Here is a 23,964-nt window from a genome sequence, read left to right as displayed (position 1 = left end):
CAGCGTCAGAACACGAGCCTTGTCCGCAGGCCGAACAGGGCCACGTTGTCCTGGCCGGGGTTCAGCAGTGGGTTCGAGATGAACTGCACAGACGGCGTGATCTGCAGGCCGGGCGAAATCGAAAAACGGTAGAAAGCCTCGAGGGTGAACTGATCGCCGTCGATGCCACGGGCTTCGGCCCAGTTCAGCCCCAGCCCAGCCAGATCGGTGTTCCGGCCGTAGTGCCCGATGCCGGCTGACAGGGACCGATCATACAGCGCCGCCGTTCCCTTTGCCGCGCCGGCGCGCAGGAACGGCATCCATTGGTTGCCCACGAACCACGCGGCGGAGAAGGCCGCGCCATAATCTTCGGCCCGGCTTCCGTCATCGGCTGCGTCCGCGTGCCAAAGTGTCAGATGGATGTTGTCGAAATAGATCCGATCGAAGCCCGACGTGTAGCCCAGCTCGAGCGATTTGAAGAGGTTGCCGTCGCTGAAAACGTCGAAGTTCGGATCGGACGGATCGGCGTTAGCGTCAGCGACACTGGCCACAGCATAGAAATTGCTGCCCAGCCGCACGCCCCCGGCAAGACCCAGTCCGGGGTTCGGGGCGTTTATCGTAGGGTTGGTGTTGAACGACAGATTCTGGAAACCGCTATAGGGACTGACAAGGCCATAGATGTCGACGAAGTCGGTCACGTCGATCTGACCGAATTGCAGCGTCCATGACCCGTCCGCGGCCCGCTGTGACCAGAACAGGTTCGTCAGCAGCAAACCCGTGTCGTTAAAGGCGGTTCCTGTGATCGAAAGCGCGCCTCCGTCCAGGCCCAGAAACTGTGGCGCGACATCGGTAAAGCTGTGCCGGTGTTCGACCTTGAACGTCACCGAACCCTGTTCGGTCGCCTGCCAGCTGCCATAGAAACGGGCAATTCCGCTGGCGGCTTCTCCGGCGCCCAGATCGGCATCCGTCGTTTGCCCAAGGGCCAGATAGTCAATGTTGAAACGGAACCCGTCTTCGGCCAGACGATCCTTCCAGGCAAACCATCCAGGCGCGATATTGCGTGGAAAATCCGACCGGAATTGCGGATCGGTCAAGCCGTCTCCGGGTCCAAGCTCGGCATTCACCGACGAGGGACCTGACAATCCCTGAGCGACCGCACCCGAGGCCCAGACAAAGGCCGCCAGCACCAGCGCAATCTGCCGGATCATTCCGAGGCCGCCTGACCACCGGTTTTGCGCCGCCCCGCGGCCCGAAGAAGATCTGTCGCATCCTCGCTCCACTCCAGCCCGTCGGTGCGGTTCTGGAGCGTCTCGACCTTGTCTGCCTCCAATTGGAATGTGGCGCGCATCGGCATCAGCCCGTCCACCACCACCATCTGGTGATCGGTCGGCGAAATCGTCAGACGCCCCGTCAGGCGGACGGGTTCGTGGACATAGCTGGGAACCCAGTCGGCATCCAGCATCACACGGATCATCTGGTTCGGCGGCGGCGGCGGCATATGACTGCACATGCCCCGTTCGGGCACCAGATAGACAACGGACCGCCCGTCTGCGTCCGCAGGAGCCGGAACGGCGAAACCGGACAGCGTGACCTCTTGCCCGTCATACAAGGGGTTGCCAAGCGTGGCTGCTTTTTCCCTGCGTTCGCTCACGACCTCGCGTTGACCCAACAGCCAGTCCACGTCGACACCGCCCGCGGCCAGCGCGTCCTCGGTCTCGTGCAGAAGCTCCTGCCACTTCTGGCGGTCCTCGTCCGTTCCGACATCCTGCTGCAGCCGGCCACGCAGTCGCACGACGAACAGGACGTCGTCGAACTGTTCGGGGCTGAGATCGCGATAGGGGTCTTCGAAGGTCTGAACGGTCGGGTCGGGCAGATCGTCCCAACCAACCGAGAGGCCAGCCCAGGACGGCGCGCCCGCACCCAAGCTGAGCGTCGCCGCAATCAGCAGAGTTCGGACGGAGTTCAGAAAAGCGGGCTTGTCATGGCGGTCCCGTCCGCGAATCCTCATCATGGCCCTAGTTGAGCGTATTTTTGTAGATCACGCCATCCTTCATGATCAGGCGGATGGTCTCGGGGCTGTCAGGCCGCGGGTCCGCACCGAACCACTGGTCACCTGTACCCACGACCGAGAAATCTTCGAGCGGGTTGCCGTCGATCAGCAGAATGTCTGCATAAGCGCCTTCCTCAATCACTCCAAGCTTACCGGCGGTGTAGGGATTGGTGAAATCGCCGGACAACTGGGCGATCTCGCCTCCGATCGAGGTCAGTGTGACCATTGATTGATAGGGACCGAAGAATTCGTTGTTCAGGTGTTTTTCATACGCGATCTGGATGTTGCAGGCTTCGACTGTGCCTACGCAATCGGTCTGGAACCCGCGCTTGACCGGGCATTCCTTCATGTTCGGGATGTAGTTCTCGAAGGTCGCCGAAGCCGAGATTGCCTTGGCAAGGCTCGATGGTTGGTTCTTGACCGCCGGTATATCTAGAAGGCCCGGATCGAACGCTGTTAGATTGGTCGTGATATACGCGCCCATTTCGTTCATCTTTTCAGCGATTTCGCAGTCGAACGAAAATCCGTGTTCGATGGACATCACTCCCGCGTCGAGCGCACCCAGAATTGCTTCCTTCCGATAGGAATGAGCCATGACATAGCTACCATATTCATTCGCGACCTGCACGGCGGCTTTGATCTCTTCTGGCGATCCGGCCAGCAACTGCCAAGGGTCGAAGGCCGAAACGACACCGCCCGATTGCATGAATTTGAGCTGGGTCGCGCCCATCCGGAAGTTGTTGCGTCCGAATTTGTAAACGTCGTCAACGCCGCTGATTTCCTGTGCCATGTTCAGGCGGCTGAAATTGGTGTCCGTCCCCGGAGGTGCAGTGAAGTTGCCAAAGTCGGCGTGGCCTCCACGAGTGCTTAGAAAAGCGCCCGACGGATAATAGCGTGGCCCTGGAATCTGACCCGAGTCGATAGCCCGGCGAAGTCCACCGTTGGCCCCGCCTGCATCCCTGACCGTTGTGAAACCCTGCATCAGATACATTTCGGCCATCCTTGTGGCATGGATTCCGAAATCCTCCCATGTCGAATTGGCTTCCATGGCGCTGAGACTTGGCCCCATCAACATGAGATGCGCGTGGTTCTCGATGAACCCAGGTGTCAGTGTGCGCCCCTCGCCGTCGATCACCGTGGCGTCTGGGGCGTCGATCGCTTCGGTCGAAACCGTTTTGATCAGATTCCCTTCGACCAGAACACTGGCGTTTTCGATGCGTTGTTCGCTTGTGCCGTCGAAGACATGCACGTTGGTGAACAGTGTTTGAGCTGGCTTTTCATCCTGGGCCGCCGCCGGCCAAGCGAAACTGAGGGCACAGACCACTCCAAGGTATAGACGTTGCATCACTGTTCCTCCCGCTTGTGCCTGTTTGGCTATCATTATCCTAAATTTGAATATGATAGGGCCGGCCATCCAAAGTCAAACCTGCGGCGTCGATAATTGGAGGAGGGGGAAACAGCCCGTTTGGGCAAACCGCTAAATGCAGACGGGTGGCATGAGGGCATAGGCGGCAGTCGATATCAACGGCGACTGGCTCAGAGGACGCTGCCCAAGGCCAAACTCGAGGATTTCAGGGAAGTGGTAGCGGAGGAGGGACTTGAACCCCCGACACGCGGATTATGATTCCGCTGCTCTAACCAACTGAGCTACTCCGCCACGGTGAGAGGCGATTTAAGGGAGGGGCCGGAGAGGGTCAAGAGGGAAATGCTACGAAAATGCGGGATTCTTCATCCGGCCGTGTTGGCGGGTTTCGACGGCGATTGCGAAGCGCTGGCCATGCGGCGGACGAACTCTGCGCAGGCCTCGGGCGCCGTCAGGGGGATCATGTGGCCGCGGTTCTCGAGCTCTTCAAAGCTCAGCCCGTAGTCCACCATAGGTGCGCCTTGCTGGCTGGGTGACAGGATCGGATCCTCGGCCCCGTACAGGATGCCACCCCCAACCTGCAGTTCGTGGTAACGCTGGGACTGGGCGTCGATGCTGGCATCCACGCCCGCCAGATCCTGCGATCCGGTGATATAGGCTGACGGGCGCAGCCCCAAGGCGCCACCGGCGCGGTCCAGGAAATCACTCGGGGCCGGTTCCGGGGCAAACGCCTCATCGATCACATGCGGAGCCGTGGTTTTTGCCAGGGGAACAGCGATTGTGTTGGCGATCAGGCTGCGCAGCCATTCGGTTCGGATCTCCAGCGCCTTGAAGATGGCGGGTGTGCTGGGTACCCGATGCGTCAGCGGAGCCAGCAGGGCCAGTGCCCGAACCCGTTCAGGATTGTCCAGCGCCATGGCGAGCGACACCGCGCCCCCGAGCGAGTGTCCGACCAGAATGGCCTGCGATACGCCCTTGGCTTCGAGGAATTCGTGGATCATCCGCGCCTGTTCCGGCGGGGTAGCCAGTCGCGCGTGGTCGCGGGTCGAATAACCGCACCCAGGCCGGTCAACCGCGATGACGTGAAAGTCGTCGGCCAGAAGGTCGGTCATGGCATAGGTGAAGTGCTGCAACTGGCCGGTCAATCCGTGGATCATCACCACCGTCGGCTTCTCTGGATCGCCCTGTTCGACATAATGGATCGTACCGCCGTTCACCGGCAGGATCTGCCCGGGCTGAGGCACGGATTGGACTCCCATCCGCGTCAGGCGCCGGGTCCACAGATGCATCAGGATCAACGCGACGCCGATGATCAGCGCAATGGTCAGCAGGGTGGTCATGTCGGAGGTCCTTTGGTCTGGGCGGGATCAACGGGATGGTAATGCTCGAGCCCGGCCTTCGCCAGACGTTTGCGGAATTCCGAAACTGTGCCGGGCCACAGCGTCGTATTGCGCCCCTGTGCGTCCTGATACCACGAAGTGCATCCGCCGGCCTGCCACACACTGTCGGCATGACGCTCCTGCATTTCGCGGGTGAAGTCGGCCTGCCGGTCAGCGTTTGGAGCAATCGCGGGCAGACCCGCGCGCCGCATCGCCTCCAGCACCCTTCCGATATGGGCAACTTGCGCTTCGATCATCAGAACGACCGAATTGTGACCCAACCCGGTATGCGGACCCAGCAGGAAGAAAAAGTTGGGAAACCCGGCAATGGCGGTGCCCAGATTGGCCTGCATGCCGTCGGCCCAGGCGTCTTGCAGGCTCAGCCCGTCCGCGCCGCGGATGTCCAGCCTTTGGACCGCGTCCGTCACATGGAAACCGGTGCCCCAGATCAGAATGTCGGCCGACGTCCGACTGCCGTCGGTCGCGATGATCTCGGATCCTTCGATCCGCTCGACCCCATGCGGGATCACGCTGACATTGTCGCGGGCCAGTGCCGGGTACCAGTCGTTCGAGCTGAGGACGCGCTTGCAGCCGATCCGGTAGTCCGGTGTCAGAATGCGGCGCATCTCGGGGTCGGATATGGCCTCCTCCAGCCCTTTGCGCCACATCTTCATGGCAAAGTCGACCGCGCGTTTTTCGCCGCGAAACACGCGGTGGCGGAATTCGAACAGCCAATAGATGCACTGCCTGCGGATGCGCGGCAGCAGCGGAATGCGGCGATAGAGGTGCCGGACCCAGGGCGCAATCGGCCCGTCGGGACGCGGCAGAACGTAAGGCGCGCTGCGTTGGAAGATGGTGACATGGGCGGCGGTTTTGGCGATTGCCGGCACGAACTGAACGGCGGACGCGCCGGTGCCGACAACTGCTATGCGTTTGCCCTGCAGCGGCACCGTGTGGTCCCATTGGGCCGAGTGGAATGCCGGACTCTGAAAGCCCGCTGCTCCCGGGATCTCGGGAATGCTGGGGATGTGCAGGGCGCCGATGGCCGACACCAGGAACCGTGCCGTCCACTGCGCGCCGCCGGTCGTCTCGACCTGCCAATGCGTGCCGTCCCAGCGGGCCGACTTCAGTTCGGTGTGGAAATGGCACAGTTCGTACAGCCCTTCGTCACGCGCAACGCGGCGCATGTAGTCCCAGATTTCGGCCCCGCCTGCATAGGCTCGGGTCCAGTCCGGGTTCGGATGGGTGGCCATCGAATACAGGTGCGAGGGCACATCGCAGGCCACGCCGGGATAGGTGTTCTCTCGCCATGTGCCGCCGATGTCGTCGGCTTTTTCAAGGATCGCGATGTTGTGGATGCCGCGTTTGCGGGCTTCGATCGCCATGATCAGCCCCGAGAACCCGGCCCCTACAATCAGCATGTCGATGTCGTGGGTCATGCCTGCACCTCCTCCCAAAGGTACAAGGTCAGGATAGGGTCAAACCGCGTTTCAGGAAAACCTGCCGTGGGGTCAGTCTTGGTTCAGATCCTCGGGCAGGGGGCGCGGCAGTTGGTCCAGCAGGCGGAACACCTGCGCGCGACAGGCCGGGCCGGTCCAGTCCGGCGGGCAGAAACTGTCGGGCAGGTCGGGCAGACGCAGAACGACGCGCCGCCACCGATGCACGATCAACGTGCGCAGTGTCGCGATCTGACAGGGCGTGGGCTCCCAACTGGCCGGGCGGCCTTGGGACACGTGGCGTACGGCCTCGTGCAGGGACCGGCAAGCCGTCCGCAATTCGGGCGGAAACAGCTTTTCATGCACCCATTGCGGGACCGAGCGGGCGGTGACCTCAAGGATCAGCAACTCGTCCTGGTCCACGGGTGGTGCCCCCGATCCCAACGCGGCGTTGCGGCCGATCGGCGTGTAATCGTGGCTGAGCAGGATGTCTTCCAGCAGCCGGGTGCCAGTGCCATCCTCGGCGATCAGCAGGTGCAGCGGCGTATCCGGCGCAGGGTCACGCGCATAGATGCGCGGCGTGACCCGGGCCGATTGCGTGCGGCCATATTCGGTCAGGAAATGCATCGAAACGCGCCCGACCCGGTCGCTTTCGATCCAGCCATCCTTGCGCAGACGGTGCAGGGCGACGCGGATCGCCTCGGGCTTGATGCCCATCGGTTCGATGATGCGGCCCAGCGCCCCGCCCGATATCTTGGCGCCGCGCTCCTGCGCCATGTCGCCGAACAGCGACACGATGATCGACCAGACCCGCTGATTTTGCGGGTCGGCCAGTTCGGCCACGGCCTGGGTGAACCACGGATGGGCGTTGGTCATGCGCCCAGTCTATCCGGCCCGACGGTGCAAGAAAAACACTTTGCTCTGCGCTCAGTAGGCGTTCATGGTCAGCAGTTCGTATTCGGCGACCTTCTCGTCATCCTGATTGGTCAGGGTCACATGCCAGCGCACCTCGCCATAGTCGTCGGTGCGGCGGGTCTTTTGCTTGACCGTCAGCCGGACCTTGATGCTGTCGCCGGCCACGACCGGCTTCATGAAGCGCAGACCGTCCAGCCCGGTATTGGCCAGCACCGGCCCTTCGTTCGGCTCGACGAACAGGCCGGCGGCAAAACTCAGCAGCAGATAGCCATGCGCCACCCGGCCCGGAAAGAACGGGTTTCTGGCCGCCGCGTCCTCGTCCATGTGGGCATAGAATGTGTCGCCGGTGAAATGGGCGAAGTGTTCGATGTCGTCCAGCGTGATGGTTCGGGGCGCCGTGTGCAGCGTCTCGCCGATCTGCAGGTCCGTGAACTTGCGGGTGAAGGGATGCGCGGGGCCTTGGATCTCGGGCGCGCCGGGAATCCATTTCCGGCCGATCGTCGCCAGCATCCGGGGCGAGCCCTGCAGGGCCGTGCGCTGCATGTAGTGTTTCACGCCGCGTACGCCGCCCATTTCCTCGCCGCCGCCGGCGCGACCGGGGCCGCCATGGACCATGTGCGGCAGAGGCGAGCCATGGCCGGTGGATTCCTGCATCGAGTCGCGGTCGTTGATGTAGATCCGCCCGTTGAAGGCGGCAGCACCCATCACCAGCTGACGCGCGACCTCGGGGTCATGGGTGATCAGCGAGGTGACCAGCGACCCCTGGCCGCGATTGGCCAGCGCGATGGCGTGGTCCAGATCGCGATAGCCCATGATGGTCGAGACCGGGCCGAACGCCTCGGTGTCATGCACGTGCCGGGCGGCGTCGGGATCGGCGCAGTGAAACAGCATCGGCGGGACGAAGGCGCCCTTTTCGGCATCGGCGCCGACCACCTCGAAGGCATCCGGGTCGCCGAACACGCGTTCGGCCTCTTGCCCGATGAGGCGGGCCTTGGCCAGAACGTCGGCCTTCTGCCCGTTCGAGACCAGCGCGCCCATGCGCGTGCCGTCCAGCCGCGGATCGCCGATCGTGGTCTGCGCCAGCTTGGCCGAGATCGCCGCGATCAGCGGCTGGACCTGCGCCTGCGGAGCGATGATGCGGCGGATAGCGGTGCATTTCTGCCCGGCCTTCGTCGTCATCTCGCGCACGACTTCCTTGACGAACAGGTCAAATTCGGGCGTGTCGGGTGCCGCGTCGGGGCCAAGGATCGACGCGTTGAGGCTGTCCTGCTCGGCCACGAACCGCACCGAGTTGGTCACGATCACCGGGTTCTGCCGCAGCTTCATCGCGGTGTCGGCCGATCCGGTAAAGCTGACCACGTCCTGACAGGTCAGGTGATCCAGCATGTCGCCCAGCCCGCCCGAGACCAGCTGCAGTGCGCCGTCGGGCAGGATGCCGCTGTCCAGCATGATCCGCACGGCCAGTTCGGTGACATAGCAGCTGTTTGTGGCCGGTTTCACGATCGCCGGAACCCCGGCCAGCAGGGTGGGGGCCAGTTTCTCAAGCATCCCCCAGACCGGGAAGTTGAAGGCGTTGATATGCACCGCGACACCCTGCAGCGGGGTGCAGACATGCTGGCCCAGGAAGGTGCCGTTCCGCGACAGTTGCTCGACATCGCCATCCAAATAGACATGGCCGTCGGGCATCTCGCGCCGCCCTTTCGAGGCAAAGACAAACATGGTGCCGATACCGCCATCGATGTCGATCAGGTGATCCTTCTGCGTGGCGCCGGTTTCAAAACTCAGGTCATAGAGCGCCTGTTTGCGTTCCGACAGCGCCTGCGCCAGCGCCTTGAGCATCTTGGCGCGTTCATGGAAAGTCAGCCGGCGCAGGGCAGGCCCGCCCACGTCGCGGGCATGGGCCAGCATCGCCTGCACGTCCAGCGTGTCATTGCCGGCGGTGGCGAAGGGCGCGCCGGTGATGGCCGAGGCGATGGTGCGGGCCCCGGCGCCGGGCGCAACCCACTGGCCCGCGGCGAAACTGGAAATCTGTTTCAGAGACATGAGATGCTCCTGTATTGGGGCCGCCTTGCGCGGCGAAATGAGCTCAGTGACCCAGCGCGCCCATCTGTTGCGGCAGGTACAGAACGATGACGGGAACTAGGACGATCAGCGCCAGGCGGAAGATGTCGGCCACCCAGAACGGGGTCACGCCGCGAAAGATCGTGCCAGTCGAGACGTCGCCCACCACGCCCTTCAGGATGAACACGTTCAAGCCCACCGGCGGGGTGATCAGCGAAATCTCGGTCACCACCACCACGACGATGCCGAACCAGATCGGGTCATAGCCCAGCGAGGTCACCAGCGGGAAGAAGATCGGAACCGTCAGCAGCAGCATCGACAGGGATTCGAATACGCAGCCTAGGATGATGTAGATACCGAGGATCATCAGGATCACAACGAAGGGTGCCACGTCATAGGCAGTGACCATGGCGATCAGCGCCTCGGGCAGGCCGGCCAGGTTGATGAAATTCGAAAAGATCTGCGCGCCGATCAGCACCGCGAACAGCGCGGCGGCCGTAAAGCAGGTTTCCTTCAGCACCTCAAAGGTCGATCCCACGGTCAGCCCGCCGCGGAACAGCGCGATCAGAAAAGCCCCGGCGGCGCCCATGCCTGCGGCCTCGGTCGGCGAAAAGGTCAGGTTCAGTGGTTCGAAATCGAACACGCCATACAGCCCGCCGATCACCAGGAAGAACAGCAGCAGCACCGCCCAAACGGACCCCAGCGCGCTGATGCGCTCGCCCCAGCTGGCGCGTTCACCGGCCGGGCCGGCCTCCGGGTTGCGCCACACGGTCCAGCGCACCGCAAAAAGGTAGAACAGGATGCCCAGAATGCCGGGGATGATGCCGGCCATGAACAGCTTGCCGATCGAGGTTTCGGTCAGCAGCCCGTAGATGACCAGGATGACAGAGGGCGGGATCAGGATGCCCAGCGTGCCGCCGGCCGCGATCGAGGCGGTCGACAGTTCGTCGGAATACCCATAACGGCGCATCTGCGGCATCGCCACCTTGGACATGGTCGCGGCGGTGGCCAGCGACGATCCGCAGATGGCCGAAAACCCGCCGCAGGCCGCGACGGTCGCCATGGCGATACCGCCGCGCATATGGCCCAGAAAGGCGTTGGAAACGGCATAAAGCTCGCGCGCCATGCCGCCCTTGTTGACGAACAGGCCCATCAGGATGAACAGCGGCACGACCGACAGGCCGTAATCCTGCGCGGTATCGGTGATCTGGCGGCCAACCATCGACATCGCGGCCTTCAGCCCGCGCTCGTCAAAGATCGAGCCGCCGCGTTCATAGGCAAAGCCCAACGTGCCGACCAGCCCCATGGCAAAGACGATGGGCAGGCGCATCAGCACCAGGATCAGGACAAGGGCAAATCCGATGAGGGCAGCGGTCATTGAGTGGATTCCGTCAGGGTCTTGGGGGCAAACAGGTGCAGCAGTCCGGTGATGATCATCACCACGGCGGTGATCGCCACCGACGCAGTGATGAACCAGCCGACGAGGTATGTCGGGATGCTGAGGTATTCGGTGACATCACCATAGTCGCGGGCGCGTTCGGCCAGAATCCACACGCGCTGGACCGGCCAATATAGCATGGCGCCGCTGAGGATATAGATCACCGCGTCACGCAGGCGGCTGAGGCGCAGGCGGTGAAAGATACCGTCGGTCAGGTCCACGGCGATATGCCCGTTGGTGACCGAGATGATGGGCAGCACCGAGAACACCAGAATCGCCATCAGGATGCGCGTCAGTTCAGTGGCGGCCTCGATCGGCGCGTTGAAGGCCGACCGCAGGATCACGTCGCAGAAGGTCATCACCATCAGGATGAACAGGGCCGTGCAGGCGACGATCACCGGCAGGACGCTGGCGCGCCGTACAAGCTGGATGAGAGGGGTCATCGGGTGGCTCCGAATGGGGCTGGGTGGGGGCGGCCTGTGCCGCCCCGCATCAGGGATCAGTTCGAGGACATTTCCGACTTGATCATGTCGTAGGCGGCTTGCGCATCGACGCCGGCTTCGTTGACTTCGGCAATAACCTTGGCGCGCACGTCCTCGGCGATCGTCGAGAATTTCTCCATGTCCTCGGCAGCGGCTTCGTGGATCGCATTGCCTTCGGTGCTTTGGGTCGCTTCACGGCCGATGGTGTCAATCTCGTCCCAGATCTTGCCGATTTCGCGGCTCAGCGGTTCGCCGAACACGTTTTCCTCCAGCGCTTGCTGGATGTCTTCCGGCAGGTCGGCAAACGTGTCTTCGTTCATGATGAAGGCAAACGACCCGCGATACAGGCCGCCCGGCATCTCATAGACGTTCGGGGCAACCTCGGTCAGCTTGAAGCCCTTGCGCGATTCGAGGGGCATGACCACGCCGTCGGCGGCCTTCGAGGCCAGCGTCTCATAGACCTTCGGCGCCGGAACCTGGATGCCGGTCGCACCCAGCGCGGTGCCCACGTCGCCACCGACGCCACCGGGGATCCGCACCTTGAGGCCCGAGATTTGGTCCATCGAGGTCACCGGGCTGCTAGTGTGCAGCTGGGCCGGGCCGTGGGTGTGCAGGGCGATGACCTTGACGCCGCGATGTTCGTCGGCGGCCTTCAGATACTTGTCATAGGCGCGCCAATAAGCAACCGAGGCGGCCTCGGCCGAGCCTTCATAGCCCGGCAGCTCGATCAGCTTGGTCGTCACGAAGCGGCCCGGCTGATAGCCGTGGAAGATGATCGACGCATCCGCCGCACCATCCATGATCAGGTCCATCTGGGCCGGGGGCGGGGCGATGCCCAGCTTCAGCTCGGCGGTCACCTTGCCGTCGGTGGCCTCTTCGACCATCTCGACGAATTTGGGCCACATCTTGGCGTTGATCCCGTGGGTGGGCGGCGCCCAGCTGGAAATCGTCAGGGTGTAATCCGCCGCAAATGCCACGCTGCCCGACACTGCCAAGGCAGCCGTCGCCAACAGCGTTTTGATCCCGTTGAGTTTCATGACTGGTTTCCTCCTCCAAAACATGAGTCATAAATGCGTTAATGGTCCTTTTTGTAACCATCAACCGGCCGAAAGCCCGGATTCGGCGCTTCGTCGGAGAAATTTATTGACCAACCGTTCGGTTAATGCAAGAAGAATATCGAAACGAATGCAAAGCGAGCGGCCCATGAGCGATACGATTCTTGCGCAGCGGCGTGGAAATTATGTGGAAATCACTCTCAACCGCCCTGATCGCCTGAACAGTTTCACCGAGGAAATGCACCACGCCCTGCGCCGCGCCATCGAAGGCGCGCGCGATGAGGGCGCGCGGGCGATCCTGCTGACCGGAGCCGGGCGCGGGTTCTGCGCGGGGCAGGATCTGGCTGATCGCGATCCGTCGAAAATGGACGGCCCACCGGATCTGGGCCACACGGTGCGCACCTTCTATGCGCCGCTGGTGCGGTTGATCCGGTCGCTGAACTTTCCGGTGATCTGCGCGGTCAACGGCGTGGCCGCAGGCGCGGGCGCCAATCTGGCGCTGGCCTGCGATATCGTGCTGGCCGCCGAGTCCGCGAAATTCATCCAATCTTTCGCCAAGGTCGGGCTGATCCCCGATACCGGAGGCAGCTGGCACCTGCCGCATCTTCTGGGCGAGGCGCGTGCCAAGGGGCTGGCGCTGACCGGCGAGCCCTTGGCGGCGAAAGCGGCTGAAGACTGGGGCCTGATCTGGAAAGCCCTGCCCGATGCCGATCTGATGACCGAGGCGCGCGCGCTGGCCGAACGCCTGTCGAACGGCCCCACGCTGGGCCTCGGCCTGACCAAGCAGACCATCCAGGCCGCCGCGACCAACAGCCTGACCGATCATCTGGAGATCGAGGCCGACGCCATGAAGACCTGCGGTGAATCCGCTGACTATGCCGAGGGTGTCGCAGCCTTTCTGGAAAAGCGCAGCCCGGAGTTTCGGGGCAAATGAGCATGACGCCGAAAGAACGCGCCGAAAAAGCCGCCGCCGCGATGTGGGCGCAGGACCATGCCTCGAAATGGGTGGGGATGGAACTGATCGAGGTCGACGAGGGCACGGCGACGCTGGCGCTGACCGTGCAGCAGCACCATTGCAACGGGCACGGGATCTGCCATGGCGGCGTGACCTTCATGCTGGCCGACAGCGCCTTTGCCTTTGCCTGCAACAGCCGCAACCAGTCGACCGTGGCCCAGCACAACGTGATCAGCTATGTCGCGCCGGGCCGGCTGGGCGACCGGCTGACCGCCCGCGCGACTGAGCAGAGCCTGACCGGCCGCAGCGGCATCTATGACGTTACAGTGACCAACCAGGACGGCCGCAAGATCGCCGAGTTCCGGGGCTTTTCCCGCGCGATCAACGGCACCCTGTTTCCAGAATCTTGAGGTGAGGAGGACATCATGAAGGATCTGACCCCGAACAAAGCGGATCTTGACCCGATCGAGATTGCGTCGATCGATGAAATCCGCAGCTTGCAGTTGGACCGCCTGAAATGGTCGCTGCGCCATGCCTATGAGAACGTGCCGATGTACAAGCAGCGGTTCGACGAGGCCGGGGTGCATCCCGACGATCTGAAAACCCTGACCGATCTGGCCAAGTTTCCCTTCACCTACAAGAATGACCTGCGCGACCACTATCCGTTCGGCCTGTTTGCCGTGCCGCGCGAACAGATCATCCGCCTGCATGCCTCGTCCGGCACCACGGGCAAGCCGACCGTGGTGGGGTACACCAGGAACGACATCGACAACTGGGCCGATCTGGTGGCCCGCAGCCTGCGCGCCAGCGGTCTGCGCAAGGGCGACATGATCCACAACGCCTACGGCTATGGCCTGTTCACGGGCGGTCTGGGCGCGCATTACGGAATCGAGCGTCTGGGCGCCACGGTCGTTCCCATGTCCGGTGGTCAGACCGAGAAACAGGTGGCCCTGATCACCGATTTCAAACCCGACGGCATCATGGTCACGCCGTCCTACATGCTCAACATCCTCGAGCAGTATCACAAGGTCGGCATGGACCCGCGCGAAAGCTCTCTGTCGGTGGGCGTGTTCGGGGCCGAACCCTGGACGGATGCGATGCGCAAAGAGGTCGAGCAGGCCTTTGACATGCACGCCGTCGACATCTACGGCCTGTCCGAGATCATGGGGCCGGGCGTCGCCAACGAATGCGTGGAAACCAAAGATGGCCCGGTCATCTGGGAGGATCACTTCTACCCCGAGATCATTGACCCGCAGACCGGCCAGGTTCTGCCCGACGGCGAAATGGGCGAGTTGGTCTTTACCACGCTGACCAAGGAAGGCCTGCCGATGATCCGCTACCGCACCCGCGACCTGACGCGGCTGCTGCCGGGCACCGCGCGTTCGATGCGGCGGATGGAGAAGATCACCGGCCGCAGCGACGACATGATCATCCTGCGCGGGGTCAACGTCTTCCCCAGCCAGATCGAGGAGCAGGTCATGGCCACCGGCGGCATCGCCGCGCATTACCAGATCGAGCTGTACAAATCCGGCCGCATGGACGCGATGCGCGTCTATGTCGAGGCGATGCCCGACGCGGCCGATGAACTCAGCAAGACCGCCGCCGCGCGGATGCTGACCAAGCGGATCAAGGACATCGTTGGCGTTTCCACCGAGATCGTTGTAGGGGACCCCGGCGAAGTCGAGCGCAGCCAGGGCAAGGCCAAGCGTGTCGTCGACAACCGAGACAAGGAGTGAGGTTTGGCCCGTACGATTGCAAAAGATCACGACCAGAAACGCGCCCAGATCCTGAAATCGGCGGCGCGGGTCTTTGCCCGCGAAGGCTTCGACCGCGCCTCGATGACCCAGCTTGCGCGCGAATGCGGGATCTCGAAGGCCAACATCTATCACTACTACGACAGCAAAGACGCGATCCTGTTCGACATTCTCGAGACCTATCTGCGGGAACTGCGCGACCTGATCTGCGGGCTCGAGATGGACGGCCTCAGCCCGCCCGAAAAACTGCACCGCGTGGTGGCCGAGATCCTGCTGGCCTATCAGGGTGTGGATGACGAACACCGGGTCCAGACCAGCGGCATGTCGGCTCTGCCCGAGGATCAGCAGCGCCTGTTGCGCGGATATCAGCGCGACATGGTGAATTTCCTCAGCGGGATCCTGTCCGAGGTCGCACCCGACGTGTTCCAGGGCGACGGAGCAAAGCTGCGGTCGGCCACGATGTCGGTCTTCGGCATGCTGAACTGGTATTACATGTGGAATTCCGGTGCCGATGCACAGGCACGCCGGGACTATGCCGCGCTGGTCAGCAACCTGACCCTGTCGGGCGTCAAGGCGCTGTAGCTCCGGCCCTGCCGGCATTGTGATTTGGCTTTTGTGGGTGTCCCGGCGTTTACTTGCGGTCGGAGGGTGCCATGCAAAACCCGGAACGTTTCGACAAATTCTATTTCGCCAAGGTCGGGATGGGCGAGGCCTGCGGCTGCGCCGAGCGCATCATCGACGTCTATGAATTCAACCGCAAGTCCGGTGCGCGTGACGCGGGCACGGGCAAGGTGGCCAGGCCACGGCGTCGCGGCCTGCGATCGCTTGCCCTGAAATACGGCCTGATCAGCCGCCCCAGCGGGCGGTGATCACGGGGTGCGCAGGCCCAGCCTTGTGACGACCTCGGCGGCCTCGGCCAGCCAGCGGTTTTTCAGTTCGACCCCCGAGGCCCGGCGCAGGCCTATCTGGCGCAGCTTTTCCATCCGCTCGGGGTTGCCCGCTCCGAAACCTGCGGCCACCCGGGGCCACCAGTAATCGACCGATTCCTGCATCGCCGGCGCCGCGCCCTGTTCCAACAGCTTGACCGCGCCTTCTAGGGCCAATTCACCGTGATGCGCCTCGATCGGGGCGATAGCGCGGAACGCCTCGGCCAGCGGCTGATAGGACACCAGCGCGAACTCGGCCAGTTGCACGCCCACGGCCCGGCTCATCAGCAGGTTCATCACCACCGCATCGGTCCAGCCTTCGATCGGATAGTTGAAGACCGCAAGGCGCATGTCATGTTCGCTGCGCGTGGCCCCGATATCGGCGGAACGGTCCAGCCGCGCGGTCCACGGGTGATGCGTGGCGTAGCGGTCGGTATCCGCGCCGAACTCGCCCATGATCTTCAGAACGCGGTCGGCATTGTCGGTCTTTTCCAGAACGATCTTCGCCGCCGCGATGCGTTCCTTGATGCCCGGACCCTGGTTGATGATGTCGGCAAAGCCCGCCGCACCGGCCAGTTCGCTGTCGACGAAGGTCGCCATCAGCTTCATCAGCTCGGCCCGGTATCGGGGCGGCACGTTGGTCGGGTTGGTCAGAACGCCGCCTGCGGCCAGGTAGCTTTCGATGCTCATGTCTTCGGCCATGGTCCCTCTCCCTTTACTGGTCGTAATCGACGACGACATTGTCGGTCAGCGGGTAGGCCTGGCAGCTGAGCACATAGCCTTTTTCGACCTCGTAATCCTCGAGCGCATGGTTGGCGACCATTTCGATCTCGCCTTCGATCACCTTGCAGCGACAGGTCGAACAGACACCGGCCTTGCAGGCAAAGGGGGCGTCCATCGCGTTTTCCAGCGCCGCGTCCAGAATGGTCTGGTCCTTGGGCATGGTGATGGTCTGCGTGGCGCCATCCAGCGTGACCCGCGCCTGGGTCTGGTTGGCCTGCGCGGCGCTGGCGGTATCGCCCTGCTTGCGTTTGGCGCGGCCCGGTTGGGCGCTCGCGAACAGCTCGAACTTGATCTGGCTGTCGTCCAGCCCGTGTTCGCGCAGCGCCTCGGCAATGCCCAGCATCATCGGCTCGGGGCCGCAGATGAAGGCGGTGTCGGTGTTTTCGACGTCGATCCAATGCTGGAAAAGTTCGGCGCATTTTTCCTTGGTCACCAGCCCGGTGAACAGGTCGATCTCCTGCGCGTCGGTTTCCAGGATATGGATCACGTTCAGTCGGCCCATGTACTGGTTTTTCAGGTCTTCCAACTCTTCGCGGAACATGATCGTGTTCACACCCTTGTTGGCATAGACCAGCGTGAAGCGCGAATGCGGTTCGCGTGCCAGCGTGGTCTTGAGGATCGACAGCACCGGCGTGATGCCCGACCCGCCGGCAAAGCCCAGGTACTGCCGGTGCGCGGCCGGATCCAGCGGCGTGTGGAAGGCCCCCATCGGCGGCATCGCCTGCAGCCTGTCGCCCACTTTCAGCTCGGTATTGGCCCAGGTCGAAAAGGCGCCGCCCTCGACCCGCTTGATGCCCACCTGCAGAACGCCGTCATCCTTGCCCGCGCAGATCGAGTAGGATCGGCGCAGCTCTTCCCCGTCAAATTCGCGGCGGAAGGTCAGGTACTGGCCCTGGACAAAGTCGAATTCCTCGGCCGCGCCGTTCACCGGCTTCAGCGTGACCACGACCGCGTCGCGGATGGTCTTGTGGATGTCGGTGACTTCCAGATCGTGAAAACGTGCCATCCGGTCCTCCTCAGATGCACTTAAAATAGTCGAAGGGTTCCAGGCAGTCGGTGCAGCGCCAATGCGCCTTGCACGGGGTCGAGCCGAACTGGCTGACCTTTTCAACTGCCGTGCTGCCGCAATGCGGGCAGCGGTCGGGTCCGCCTGCGGGCTGGGGCGGTGCAATGCCGTATTCCTCAAGCTTCGCTCGGCCCTTGTCGCTGAGCCAATCGGTCGTCCAGGCCGGAGAGATGCGGGTCTCCAGCTTGATCTTGTCGATGCCGTGGTCGCGCAGGGCGGTTTCGATGTCCATCGCGATGACCGAGGTCGCCGGGCAGCCGGAATAGGTGGGCGTCACGGCAACCTTCAGCGTGTCGCCCTCCCATGTCACATCACGCACGATGCCCAGATCGACGACCGAGATCACGGGGATCTCGGGGTCGGGCACGGCGTCGAGCCATTCCCAGACCTGCTCTACGGTTGCACGGTTCATCGGCCTTTACCAGGTTGCGCCCGGATAGGCCCGCTGCAGCCATTGCATCTGGGTCAACAGGTGGCCCAGATGTTCGGTATGCATGCGCCCGTCGCGGCCGCCCTTGTGGGCAAAGCGGCTGTCGGGAATGGTCAGGGTGGCTTCGGTCAGTACGCGCTGAACCAGCACGTCGTATTCCTCGCGCAGGCTGGCCGGATCGGGGGCGATGCCCGCGGCGGCCATCTCGGCATCGACCTCGTCGCTGGCGAACATCTCGCCCACATAGGGCCAGAGGTAATCCAGCGCCTCTTGCATGCGCCTGTGGCTTTCCTCGGTGCCGTCGCCCAGGCCTACAACCGTGTCGCTGGACCGTTCCAGGTGATAGGCGACCTCTTTGCTGGCTTTCTCGGCAATCGCCGCGACCCGGTCGTCGGACGATTTCATCAGCCGGCCCAGCATGATCGAGTGCCACGCATCAAACAGGAACTGGCGCATCAGGGTGCGGCCGAAATCACCGTTGGGCACCTCAACCAGCAGCACGTTGCGGAAATCCCAGGCGTCGCGCAGAAAGGCCAGATCGTCGGCGGACTTGCCTTCGCCCTGAACCTCTCCGGCCAGGCCCAGCCACATCTGCGTCTGGCCGATCAGGTCCAGCGCGGTGTTGGCCAGCGCGATGTCCTCCTCCAGAACCGGCGCGTGGCCGCACCACTCGCTGACGCGATGGCCCAGGATCAGCGTGTTGTCACCCATCCGCAGCAGGAATTGCAGGAATGCCTCGTCGCGGGTCATCACATCGCCCCCACTTCTTCGGGGATGTCGAAAAAGGTCGGATGACGATAGACCTTGCTCTCGCTGGGCTCGTACAGCGGGCCCTTGTCGCTGGGCGAACTGGCGGTGATGTTGTTGGCCTCGACCACCCAGATCGATACGCCCTCGTTGCGGCGGGTATAGACGTCGCGGGCGTTCTTGATCGCCATTTCGGCATCGGGCGCGTGCAGCGAGCCGACATGGCGGTGGCTCATGCCGTGCTGGCCGCGGATGAAGATTTCCCACAGGGGCCATTCGTTTTTCATCAGGTGTCCTCCTATCGGGTGGGTTATTCGGCTGCGACCTTGCGGGCGCGTTTCTTGCGGGCATGTTCCAGCAGACCGTCACGCACCCATTTGCCCTCGTCCCAGGCCTTGTTGCGGGCGGCCAGGCGGTCGGTGTTGCAGGGGCCGTTGCCCTTGATCACGTCAAAGAATTCCGACCAGTCGGGCTGAGTGAAATCGTAATGCCCGCGCTCTTCGTTCCACTTCAGGTCCGGGTCAGGGATGGTCAGGCCCAGATACTCGGCCTGCGGCACAGTCTGATCCACGAATTTCTGGCGCAGCTCGTCATTGGTGTTGATCTTGATCTTCCACGCCATCGACTGGGCCGAATGCACCGAGTCCTTGTCGGACGGGCCGAACATCATCAGCGACGGGTACCAGAACCGGTTCAGCGCGTCCTGCGCCATCTTGCGCTGTTCAGGCGTGCCCTCGGCCATCTTGCGGATCGCGTCATAGCCCTGGCGCTGGTGAAAGCTTTCTTCCTTGCAGATGCGGATCATCGCGCGCGAATACGGCCCGAACGAGGTGCGCTGCAGCGGCACCTGGTTCATGATCGCCGCCCCGTCGACCAGCCAGCCCACCGCGCCGATATCGGCCCAGTTCAGCGTGGGATAGTTGAAGATCGAGCTGTATTTCATCCGCCCGTCCAGCAGCATCTCGGTCAGTTCGTCGCGGCTGACGCCCAGGGTTTCGGCGGCGCAGTACAGGTACAGGCCATGCCCGGCCTCGTCCTGCACCTTGGCCAGCAGGATCGCCTTGCGTTCCAGCGTGGGCGCGCGGGTGATCCAGTTGCCTTCGGGCAGCTGTCCGACGATCTCGGAATGGGCGTGCTGGCCGATCTGGCGGATCAGCGTCGCGCGATAGTCGTCGGGCATCCAGTCCTTGGGCTCGATCTTGATGTCGGCGTCGATCTTGTCCTGAAAGGCGCGTTCCTGCTCGGTCATTTCCTCGCGGGATTTGACGCCTGTTCCTGCCGTCTTGATCATCTGAGCGTACATGTCGGGTCTCCTCCCTTACACGCGTTCGAGAATAAGCGCGGCGCCTTGGCCTACGCCCACGCACATGGTGCACAAGGCATAGCGCCCGCCGGTGCGGCGCAGCTGATAGGCCGCCGTCATGACCAGCCGCGCGCCGGACATGCCCAGCGGATGGCCGATGGCGATGGCACCACCATTGGGATTCACATGGGGTGCATCATCGGCCACGCCAAGTTCACGCAGGGTGGCGAGACCCTGGGCCGCGAAAGCTTCGTTCAATTCTATCACATCCATCTGCTCGATGCTCAGCCCCGTGCGGGCCAGCACTTTGCGGGTGGCCGGGACCGGGCCGATTCCCATGACCCGAGGCTCGACCCCCGCGACCGCCATGCCCACGACACGGGCCATCGGGGTCAGGCCGTTCTTCTGCGCGGCAGCTTCGTTGGCCAGCAGAATGGCCGCGGCGCCGTCATTGACGCCCGAGGCATTGCCTGCCGTCACCGTCTTGTCCGGCCCGTTGACGCCCTTCAGGCCTGCCAGCTTTTCGGCCGTGGTGCCGGGGCGGGGATGTTCGTCGGTGTCCACCACCAGCGGGTCGCCCTTGCGCTGGGGGATGGTGACGGGGGTAATTTCCTCGGAGAACACCCCGGTCTGATGCGCCGCCGCCCAGCGGGCCTGGCTGCGCGCTGCAAAGGCATCCTGATCGGCGCGGCTGATGTCATAGTCCTCGGCCACGTTGTCGGCGGTTTGCGGCATCGAATCCGTGCCGTACATCTGCTGCATCTTCGGGTTCACGAAACGCCAGCCGATCGTGGTGTCATAGACCGCGTTGGCGCGGGAAAAGGCGCTGGCGGCCTTGGGCATCACGAAGGGCGCGCGCGACATGCTTTCGACGCCACCGGCAATCGCCATGTCATAGTCGCCCGCCTTGATGGCTCGAGCGGCCATGCCGACCGCATCCATGCCGCTGGCGCACAGGCGGTTGATCGTGGTGCCGGGCACTTGAACCGGGAAGCCGGCCAGCAGGGCGGCCATGCGCGCCACGTTCCGGTTGCTTTCGCCGGCCTGGTTGGCATCGCCCAGGATCACGTCATCCAGGCTGGCCCAGTCCACTTGCGGGTTCCGCTCTTTCAGCGCAACCAGCGGGATCGCGGCCAGATCGTCGGTGCGAACCTGGGACAGGGCCCCGCCATAGCGTCCGATCGGGGTGCGCTGTGCGTCGCAGATGAATGCGTCCATGCGTCAGAACCTCGTGTCTTGCGTCCGGGGTCAATAAGTGACCGTTTGGTCGGGTAATACGCCCGGAAGCGATTCGCGGCAAGAAAAATGTAACGCAATTGGGCATCAAATCGAAATTCAGTAACGTATTTGTGCTGACATGAGAAAACCCGCACGGGGGCGGGCGATCTCGATCTTCGGGACAGGAACCGGCTAAAGCTGACCGGCCTCGGTCAGAACCTTGCGCGCCACGCGAAAGCACTCCAGCGCCTGCGGGACGCCGCAATAGATGCCGACGACATGGATGATCGCCCGGATTTCCTCCTTGCTGACGCCGTTGTTCAGGGCTCCGCGACAGTGGATCTCCCACTCGTGCATCTTGCCCAAGGCACCGATCATCGACAGGTTCATCATCGAGCGGGTCTTGGGGTCGATCACCTCGTCCCCCCAGCCAAAGCCCCAGCACCAGGCTGTCATGGCCTCCTGAAACGGGCGGGTAAATTCGTCCGCCGCGGCCAGGTTCCGTTCCACGTATTCGTCGCCCAGCGTCGCCTTGCGCTGTGCCAGTCCTTTCAGGAAAAGGTCTTCGTCAAAGATGTCGGCCATCGTCTACTCCGCTTGCATTTGTATCTACCGCCTCGCGCATCCATTGCTGCAAGCGGGCGATCGAATGTTCCGACATTACGCCGCAAGCCGGGTCCAGCACCAGAGGGCCGGGGCGATAGCCGCGCGATTTCAGGCCGCGATGCACGCTTTCAACCAGCCGGATGTCTTCTTCGACGGTGGTTTCCCGGTCCTGCACCGCCAGTTGGCGGATCACCGCGCTTTCGGACCCGCCCTCGGTGTACCATCCGCGCCAGACGGTGCAGTGATCGGCATCCTGCGCGCGCCAGTGATAGGTGTTCAGCACATTACCGGGATAGCACTGGAACGAGAACATCGGCCACAGAAACCATGACTGATAGTCGCCCGCATGTGGCACCGAAAGGTCGATGGGATAGGTCATCTTGTCGAGGCTCTGACACTCGGTGGTATGGCGCAGGACGTATCCGCCGCCTGCATCGGGTTGAATGTCATAGGTTTCGGGTTTGACCACACCGGTGGCAAAAGTCGGGTGATTGGTCGGGCAGTGATAGCATTCCGAGTAGTTCTCGATACTGACCTTCCAGTTGCAGTTTTCGGGGATCTCGACCCACTCCAGCGGCTCAAGATCGTCAATGTGCGGGACAAAGGCGCGGATTTCCGCGCGCACGCCGGGGTACCAGTCGTCCATTGGCGCTGCATCGTCGTCGAGGTTGACGAAGATGAAGCCGTTGAACAGCTCGGTCCGCACCGGCGTCAGGCAGATCGCGCTGCGGTCGAAGCCCGGAACCGATTTGATGTTCGGCCCGGCGCGCAGTTGCCCGGTGAGTTCATAGGTCCAGGCGTGATAGGGGCAGACGACGACGCGGGTGTTGCCGGCCCCGGTCACCATCTCATGCGCGCGGTGTTGGCAGACGTTGTAGAAGGTGCGGATTTCGCCGTCGCGCCCGCGGATGCAGAACAGGTTCTGGCCCGCGATTTCAAAGGCGAAATAGTCGCCCGGCTCGCGCACCTGCGCCACATGGCCGGCAAATTGCCAAGTGCGGGCCAGAAGGCCCTGTTTCTCCTGCTCGAATATCGCCGGGTTGGTGTAGTAGCGGGCTTCCAAGGAGCGGGTCAGCGGTGCGGTCATTCAGGCTCCTCCGCATAGAGGCCAAGTTGGTGCCGGCGGCGGTGAAACCGCTCCACACGCTCGACGATTTCATCGCTGGACAGGGCGACCACGAAGGACAGAAGTGTCTCCAGCAGCGCGATGGTCGAAACCGATGACGGAAAGAACTGGGGCGTGTCGGCGGCGACGACAAACCCATGTTGCGCGTTCAGAACGACCGGGCTGGCGGGGCTGTCGGAAATGCCGACCACAGTCATGCCCTGTTCGCGGGCCAGCTTCACCGCCTCGATCACCTCGGTCCGGTAGGGGTGGCAGGTCATCGCGATCAGCACGTCCTGTTCATCGGCCCAGGCCAGATCGTCCACCGGGGTCGAGCCGGGGCGGGGAATGGCGTGGAACTGCTTCATCCCGGTCGAGGCGAGGTAGGTAAAGTTACGCGCGTTCGCGTTGTTGACGCCGACGCCCAGCGTGAAAACCTGCCGCGATGTCCAGATCGCCTCGGCCGCGGCCTGCATCCGGGTGGCGTCGATCCCGGCGAAGGTTTCCTCGATATTTCGGATCGCAGCCCCGACCATATCGGCATAGAGCCCGCCCAACTCGCCGGATTTGCCGATCTCCTGCAGCCAGCGGGCGCGGTCGGGGAACGACACGGTGCCACGCCGGATGGCGTCGCGGAACGGCGCGCGGAAATCCTCGTAGCCCTCAAACCCCACCTGCCGTGCCATGCGGACGAAGGTGTTGGGTTTCACGTTTGCGGCCTCGGCGATCTCGCGCACGGTCGAAACGCCCACATCCGCCGGGTTCTCCAGCACATAGCGGGCGGCCTTCTGCGCCTCGGGCGTCAGGGCATCCCATTCACGGGTCAGCCGGTCAAGAACGGTTTTTGATACATTTGTGTCATTCATGATTGACGATGGTACAAATGTGACCTTAGCCTGTCGAGTAGAAATGC

25 protein-coding genes and 1 tRNA gene are annotated in these 23,964 nt (G+C 63.1%); 5 read left to right on the top strand and 21 right to left on the bottom strand.

The annotated features are described in order from the left end of the window. Nucleotides 1-5: 5 nt before the first annotated feature. The 11 genes from ACR0NY_RS10255 to ACR0NY_RS10205 all read right to left on the bottom strand — a co-directional run bounded on the left by ACR0NY_RS10255 (nt 6) and on the right by ACR0NY_RS10205 (nt 12,140). On the bottom strand, nt 6-1,187 hold the full coding sequence (locus ACR0NY_RS10255; RefSeq protein WP_170367771.1) for a carbohydrate porin: 1,182 nt from the start codon (nt 1,185-1,187) through the stop codon (nt 6-8). Next, nucleotides 1,184-1,987 carry a DUF3299 domain-containing protein gene (locus ACR0NY_RS10250; protein WP_170367773.1) on the bottom strand — a complete coding sequence of 268 codons (804 nt, stop codon included), beginning with the start codon at nt 1,985-1,987 and terminating at the stop codon, nt 1,184-1,186. The genes ACR0NY_RS10255 and ACR0NY_RS10250 overlap by 4 nt, the downstream gene beginning before the upstream one ends. A gap of 7 nt (nt 1,988-1,994) precedes the next feature. Further along, a complete protein-coding gene (locus ACR0NY_RS10245) occupies nt 1,995-3,374 on the bottom strand; it encodes an amidohydrolase family protein (RefSeq protein ID WP_170367775.1) in 1,380 nt (459 codons plus the stop codon). A gap of 235 nt (nt 3,375-3,609) precedes the next feature. Beyond that, a tRNA-Met gene (locus ACR0NY_RS10240) sits at nt 3,610-3,686 on the bottom strand. Nucleotides 3,687-3,757: 71 nt separating this feature from the next. Continuing rightward, nucleotides 3,758-4,732, bottom strand: coding sequence for an alpha/beta fold hydrolase (locus ACR0NY_RS10235; RefSeq protein WP_170367777.1), 975 nt, complete (start codon nt 4,730-4,732; stop codon nt 3,758-3,760). Further along, nucleotides 4,729-6,210, bottom strand: a complete 1,482-nt coding sequence (locus ACR0NY_RS10230) for a flavin-containing monooxygenase (protein WP_170367779.1) — start codon at nt 6,208-6,210, stop codon at nt 4,729-4,731. Before ACR0NY_RS10230 ends, ACR0NY_RS10235 begins: the two co-directional genes overlap by 4 nt. A 72-nt stretch (nt 6,211-6,282) precedes the next feature. Beyond that, entirely contained in the window at nt 6,283-7,083 is an 801-nt protein-coding gene (locus ACR0NY_RS10225; RefSeq protein ID WP_170367781.1) for a PaaX family transcriptional regulator C-terminal domain-containing protein, read from the bottom strand. A 51-nt stretch (nt 7,084-7,134) separates the two neighbouring features. Beyond that, nucleotides 7,135-9,165 carry a phenylacetic acid degradation bifunctional protein PaaZ gene (paaZ, locus tag ACR0NY_RS10220; RefSeq protein ID WP_170367783.1) on the bottom strand — a complete coding sequence of 677 codons (2,031 nt, stop codon included), beginning with the start codon at nt 9,163-9,165 and terminating at the stop codon, nt 7,135-7,137. Nucleotides 9,166-9,208: 43 nt separating this feature from the next. Continuing rightward, nucleotides 9,209-10,561, bottom strand: coding sequence for a TRAP transporter large permease (locus ACR0NY_RS10215; protein ID WP_170367785.1), 1,353 nt, complete (start codon nt 10,559-10,561; stop codon nt 9,209-9,211). Next, the gene (locus ACR0NY_RS10210) at nt 10,558-11,064 is read right to left on the bottom strand and encodes a TRAP transporter small permease (RefSeq protein ID WP_170367787.1); all 507 of its coding nucleotides are present in this window, start codon (nt 11,062-11,064) and stop codon (nt 10,558-10,560) included. Before ACR0NY_RS10210 ends, ACR0NY_RS10215 begins: the two co-directional genes overlap by 4 nt. Before the next feature lie 56 nt (nt 11,065-11,120). Beyond that, nucleotides 11,121-12,140 carry a TRAP transporter substrate-binding protein gene (locus tag ACR0NY_RS10205; protein WP_170367789.1) on the bottom strand — a complete coding sequence of 340 codons (1,020 nt, stop codon included), beginning with the start codon at nt 12,138-12,140 and terminating at the stop codon, nt 11,121-11,123. 166 nt (nt 12,141-12,306) lie between these two features. Here ACR0NY_RS10205 and paaG point away from each other — a divergent pair, with 166 nt between their 5' ends. The 5 genes from paaG (at nt 12,307) to ACR0NY_RS10180 (ending at nt 15,736) form a co-directional block, all read left to right on the top strand. Beyond that, complete coding sequence (gene paaG, locus ACR0NY_RS10200; RefSeq protein ID WP_170367791.1) at nt 12,307-13,092, top strand: 2-(1,2-epoxy-1,2-dihydrophenyl)acetyl-CoA isomerase PaaG; 786 nt, start codon at nt 12,307-12,309, stop codon at nt 13,090-13,092. A gap of 2 nt (nt 13,093-13,094) precedes the next feature. Next, nucleotides 13,095-13,523, top strand: a complete 429-nt coding sequence (gene paaI, locus ACR0NY_RS10195; protein ID WP_170367793.1) for a hydroxyphenylacetyl-CoA thioesterase PaaI — start codon at nt 13,095-13,097, stop codon at nt 13,521-13,523. Between the two features lie 15 nt (nt 13,524-13,538). After that, the gene (gene paaK / locus ACR0NY_RS10190) at nt 13,539-14,849 is read left to right on the top strand and encodes a phenylacetate--CoA ligase PaaK (RefSeq protein ID WP_170367795.1); all 1,311 of its coding nucleotides are present in this window, start codon (nt 13,539-13,541) and stop codon (nt 14,847-14,849) included. Nucleotides 14,850-14,852: 3 nt separating this feature from the next. Then, nucleotides 14,853-15,449 carry a TetR/AcrR family transcriptional regulator gene (locus ACR0NY_RS10185; protein WP_170340282.1) on the top strand — a complete coding sequence of 199 codons (597 nt, stop codon included), beginning with the start codon at nt 14,853-14,855 and terminating at the stop codon, nt 15,447-15,449. Nucleotides 15,450-15,520: 71 nt separating this feature from the next. Further along, the gene (locus tag ACR0NY_RS10180) at nt 15,521-15,736 is read left to right on the top strand and encodes a hypothetical protein (RefSeq protein WP_170367796.1); all 216 of its coding nucleotides are present in this window, start codon (nt 15,521-15,523) and stop codon (nt 15,734-15,736) included. On the opposite strand, the gene ACR0NY_RS10175 is transcribed toward ACR0NY_RS10180, so the two are convergent. The 10 genes from ACR0NY_RS10175 to ACR0NY_RS10130 all read right to left on the bottom strand — a co-directional run bounded on the left by ACR0NY_RS10175 (nt 15,737) and on the right by ACR0NY_RS10130 (nt 23,917). After that, on the bottom strand, nt 15,737-16,495 hold the full coding sequence (locus ACR0NY_RS10175; RefSeq protein WP_170367797.1) for a Phenylacetic acid catabolic protein: 759 nt from the start codon (nt 16,493-16,495) through the stop codon (nt 15,737-15,739). It lies immediately after the preceding gene. Nucleotides 16,496-16,508: 13 nt separating this feature from the next. Beyond that, the gene (locus ACR0NY_RS10170; RefSeq protein WP_170367799.1) at nt 16,509-17,582 is read right to left on the bottom strand and encodes a 2Fe-2S iron-sulfur cluster-binding protein; all 1,074 of its coding nucleotides are present in this window, start codon (nt 17,580-17,582) and stop codon (nt 16,509-16,511) included. A 10-nt stretch (nt 17,583-17,592) separates the two neighbouring features. Continuing rightward, complete coding sequence (gene paaD, locus ACR0NY_RS10165; RefSeq protein ID WP_170365046.1) at nt 17,593-18,054, bottom strand: 1,2-phenylacetyl-CoA epoxidase subunit PaaD; 462 nt, start codon at nt 18,052-18,054, stop codon at nt 17,593-17,595. Between the two features lie 6 nt (nt 18,055-18,060). After that, nucleotides 18,061-18,822 carry a 1,2-phenylacetyl-CoA epoxidase subunit PaaC gene (gene paaC / locus ACR0NY_RS10160; RefSeq protein WP_170367801.1) on the bottom strand — a complete coding sequence of 254 codons (762 nt, stop codon included), beginning with the start codon at nt 18,820-18,822 and terminating at the stop codon, nt 18,061-18,063. Next, entirely contained in the window at nt 18,822-19,106 is a 285-nt protein-coding gene (gene paaB, locus ACR0NY_RS10155) for a 1,2-phenylacetyl-CoA epoxidase subunit PaaB (RefSeq protein ID WP_005978248.1), read from the bottom strand. Before paaB ends, paaC begins: the two co-directional genes overlap by 1 nt. Before the next feature lie 23 nt (nt 19,107-19,129). Then, nucleotides 19,130-20,122: a 1,2-phenylacetyl-CoA epoxidase subunit PaaA gene (paaA, locus tag ACR0NY_RS10150; RefSeq protein WP_170339747.1), complete on the bottom strand. Its 993-nt coding sequence runs from the start codon at nt 20,120-20,122 to the stop codon at nt 19,130-19,132. Between the two features lie 15 nt (nt 20,123-20,137). Further along, complete coding sequence (pcaF, locus tag ACR0NY_RS10145) at nt 20,138-21,340, bottom strand: 3-oxoadipyl-CoA thiolase (RefSeq protein WP_170367803.1); 1,203 nt, start codon at nt 21,338-21,340, stop codon at nt 20,138-20,140. A gap of 192 nt (nt 21,341-21,532) precedes the next feature. Continuing rightward, nucleotides 21,533-21,925 (bottom strand): carboxymuconolactone decarboxylase family protein, encoded by a 393-nt coding sequence (locus ACR0NY_RS10140; RefSeq protein ID WP_170339751.1) that lies wholly within the window; start codon nt 21,923-21,925, stop codon nt 21,533-21,535. Next, nucleotides 21,909-23,033, bottom strand: coding sequence for an aromatic ring-hydroxylating oxygenase subunit alpha (locus ACR0NY_RS10135; RefSeq protein WP_170339753.1), 1,125 nt, complete (start codon nt 23,031-23,033; stop codon nt 21,909-21,911). The genes ACR0NY_RS10140 and ACR0NY_RS10135 overlap by 17 nt, the downstream gene beginning before the upstream one ends. Beyond that, complete coding sequence (locus ACR0NY_RS10130) at nt 23,030-23,917, bottom strand: MurR/RpiR family transcriptional regulator (RefSeq protein ID WP_170367805.1); 888 nt, start codon at nt 23,915-23,917, stop codon at nt 23,030-23,032. The genes ACR0NY_RS10135 and ACR0NY_RS10130 overlap by 4 nt, the downstream gene beginning before the upstream one ends. Nucleotides 23,918-23,964: the final 47 nt, after the last annotated feature.

This window comes from Ruegeria sp. BJ5, from assembly GCF_056537865.1.
Note: the sequence above shows the minus strand (reverse complement) of the source record. Positions and strands in the feature narration are given on the sequence as shown.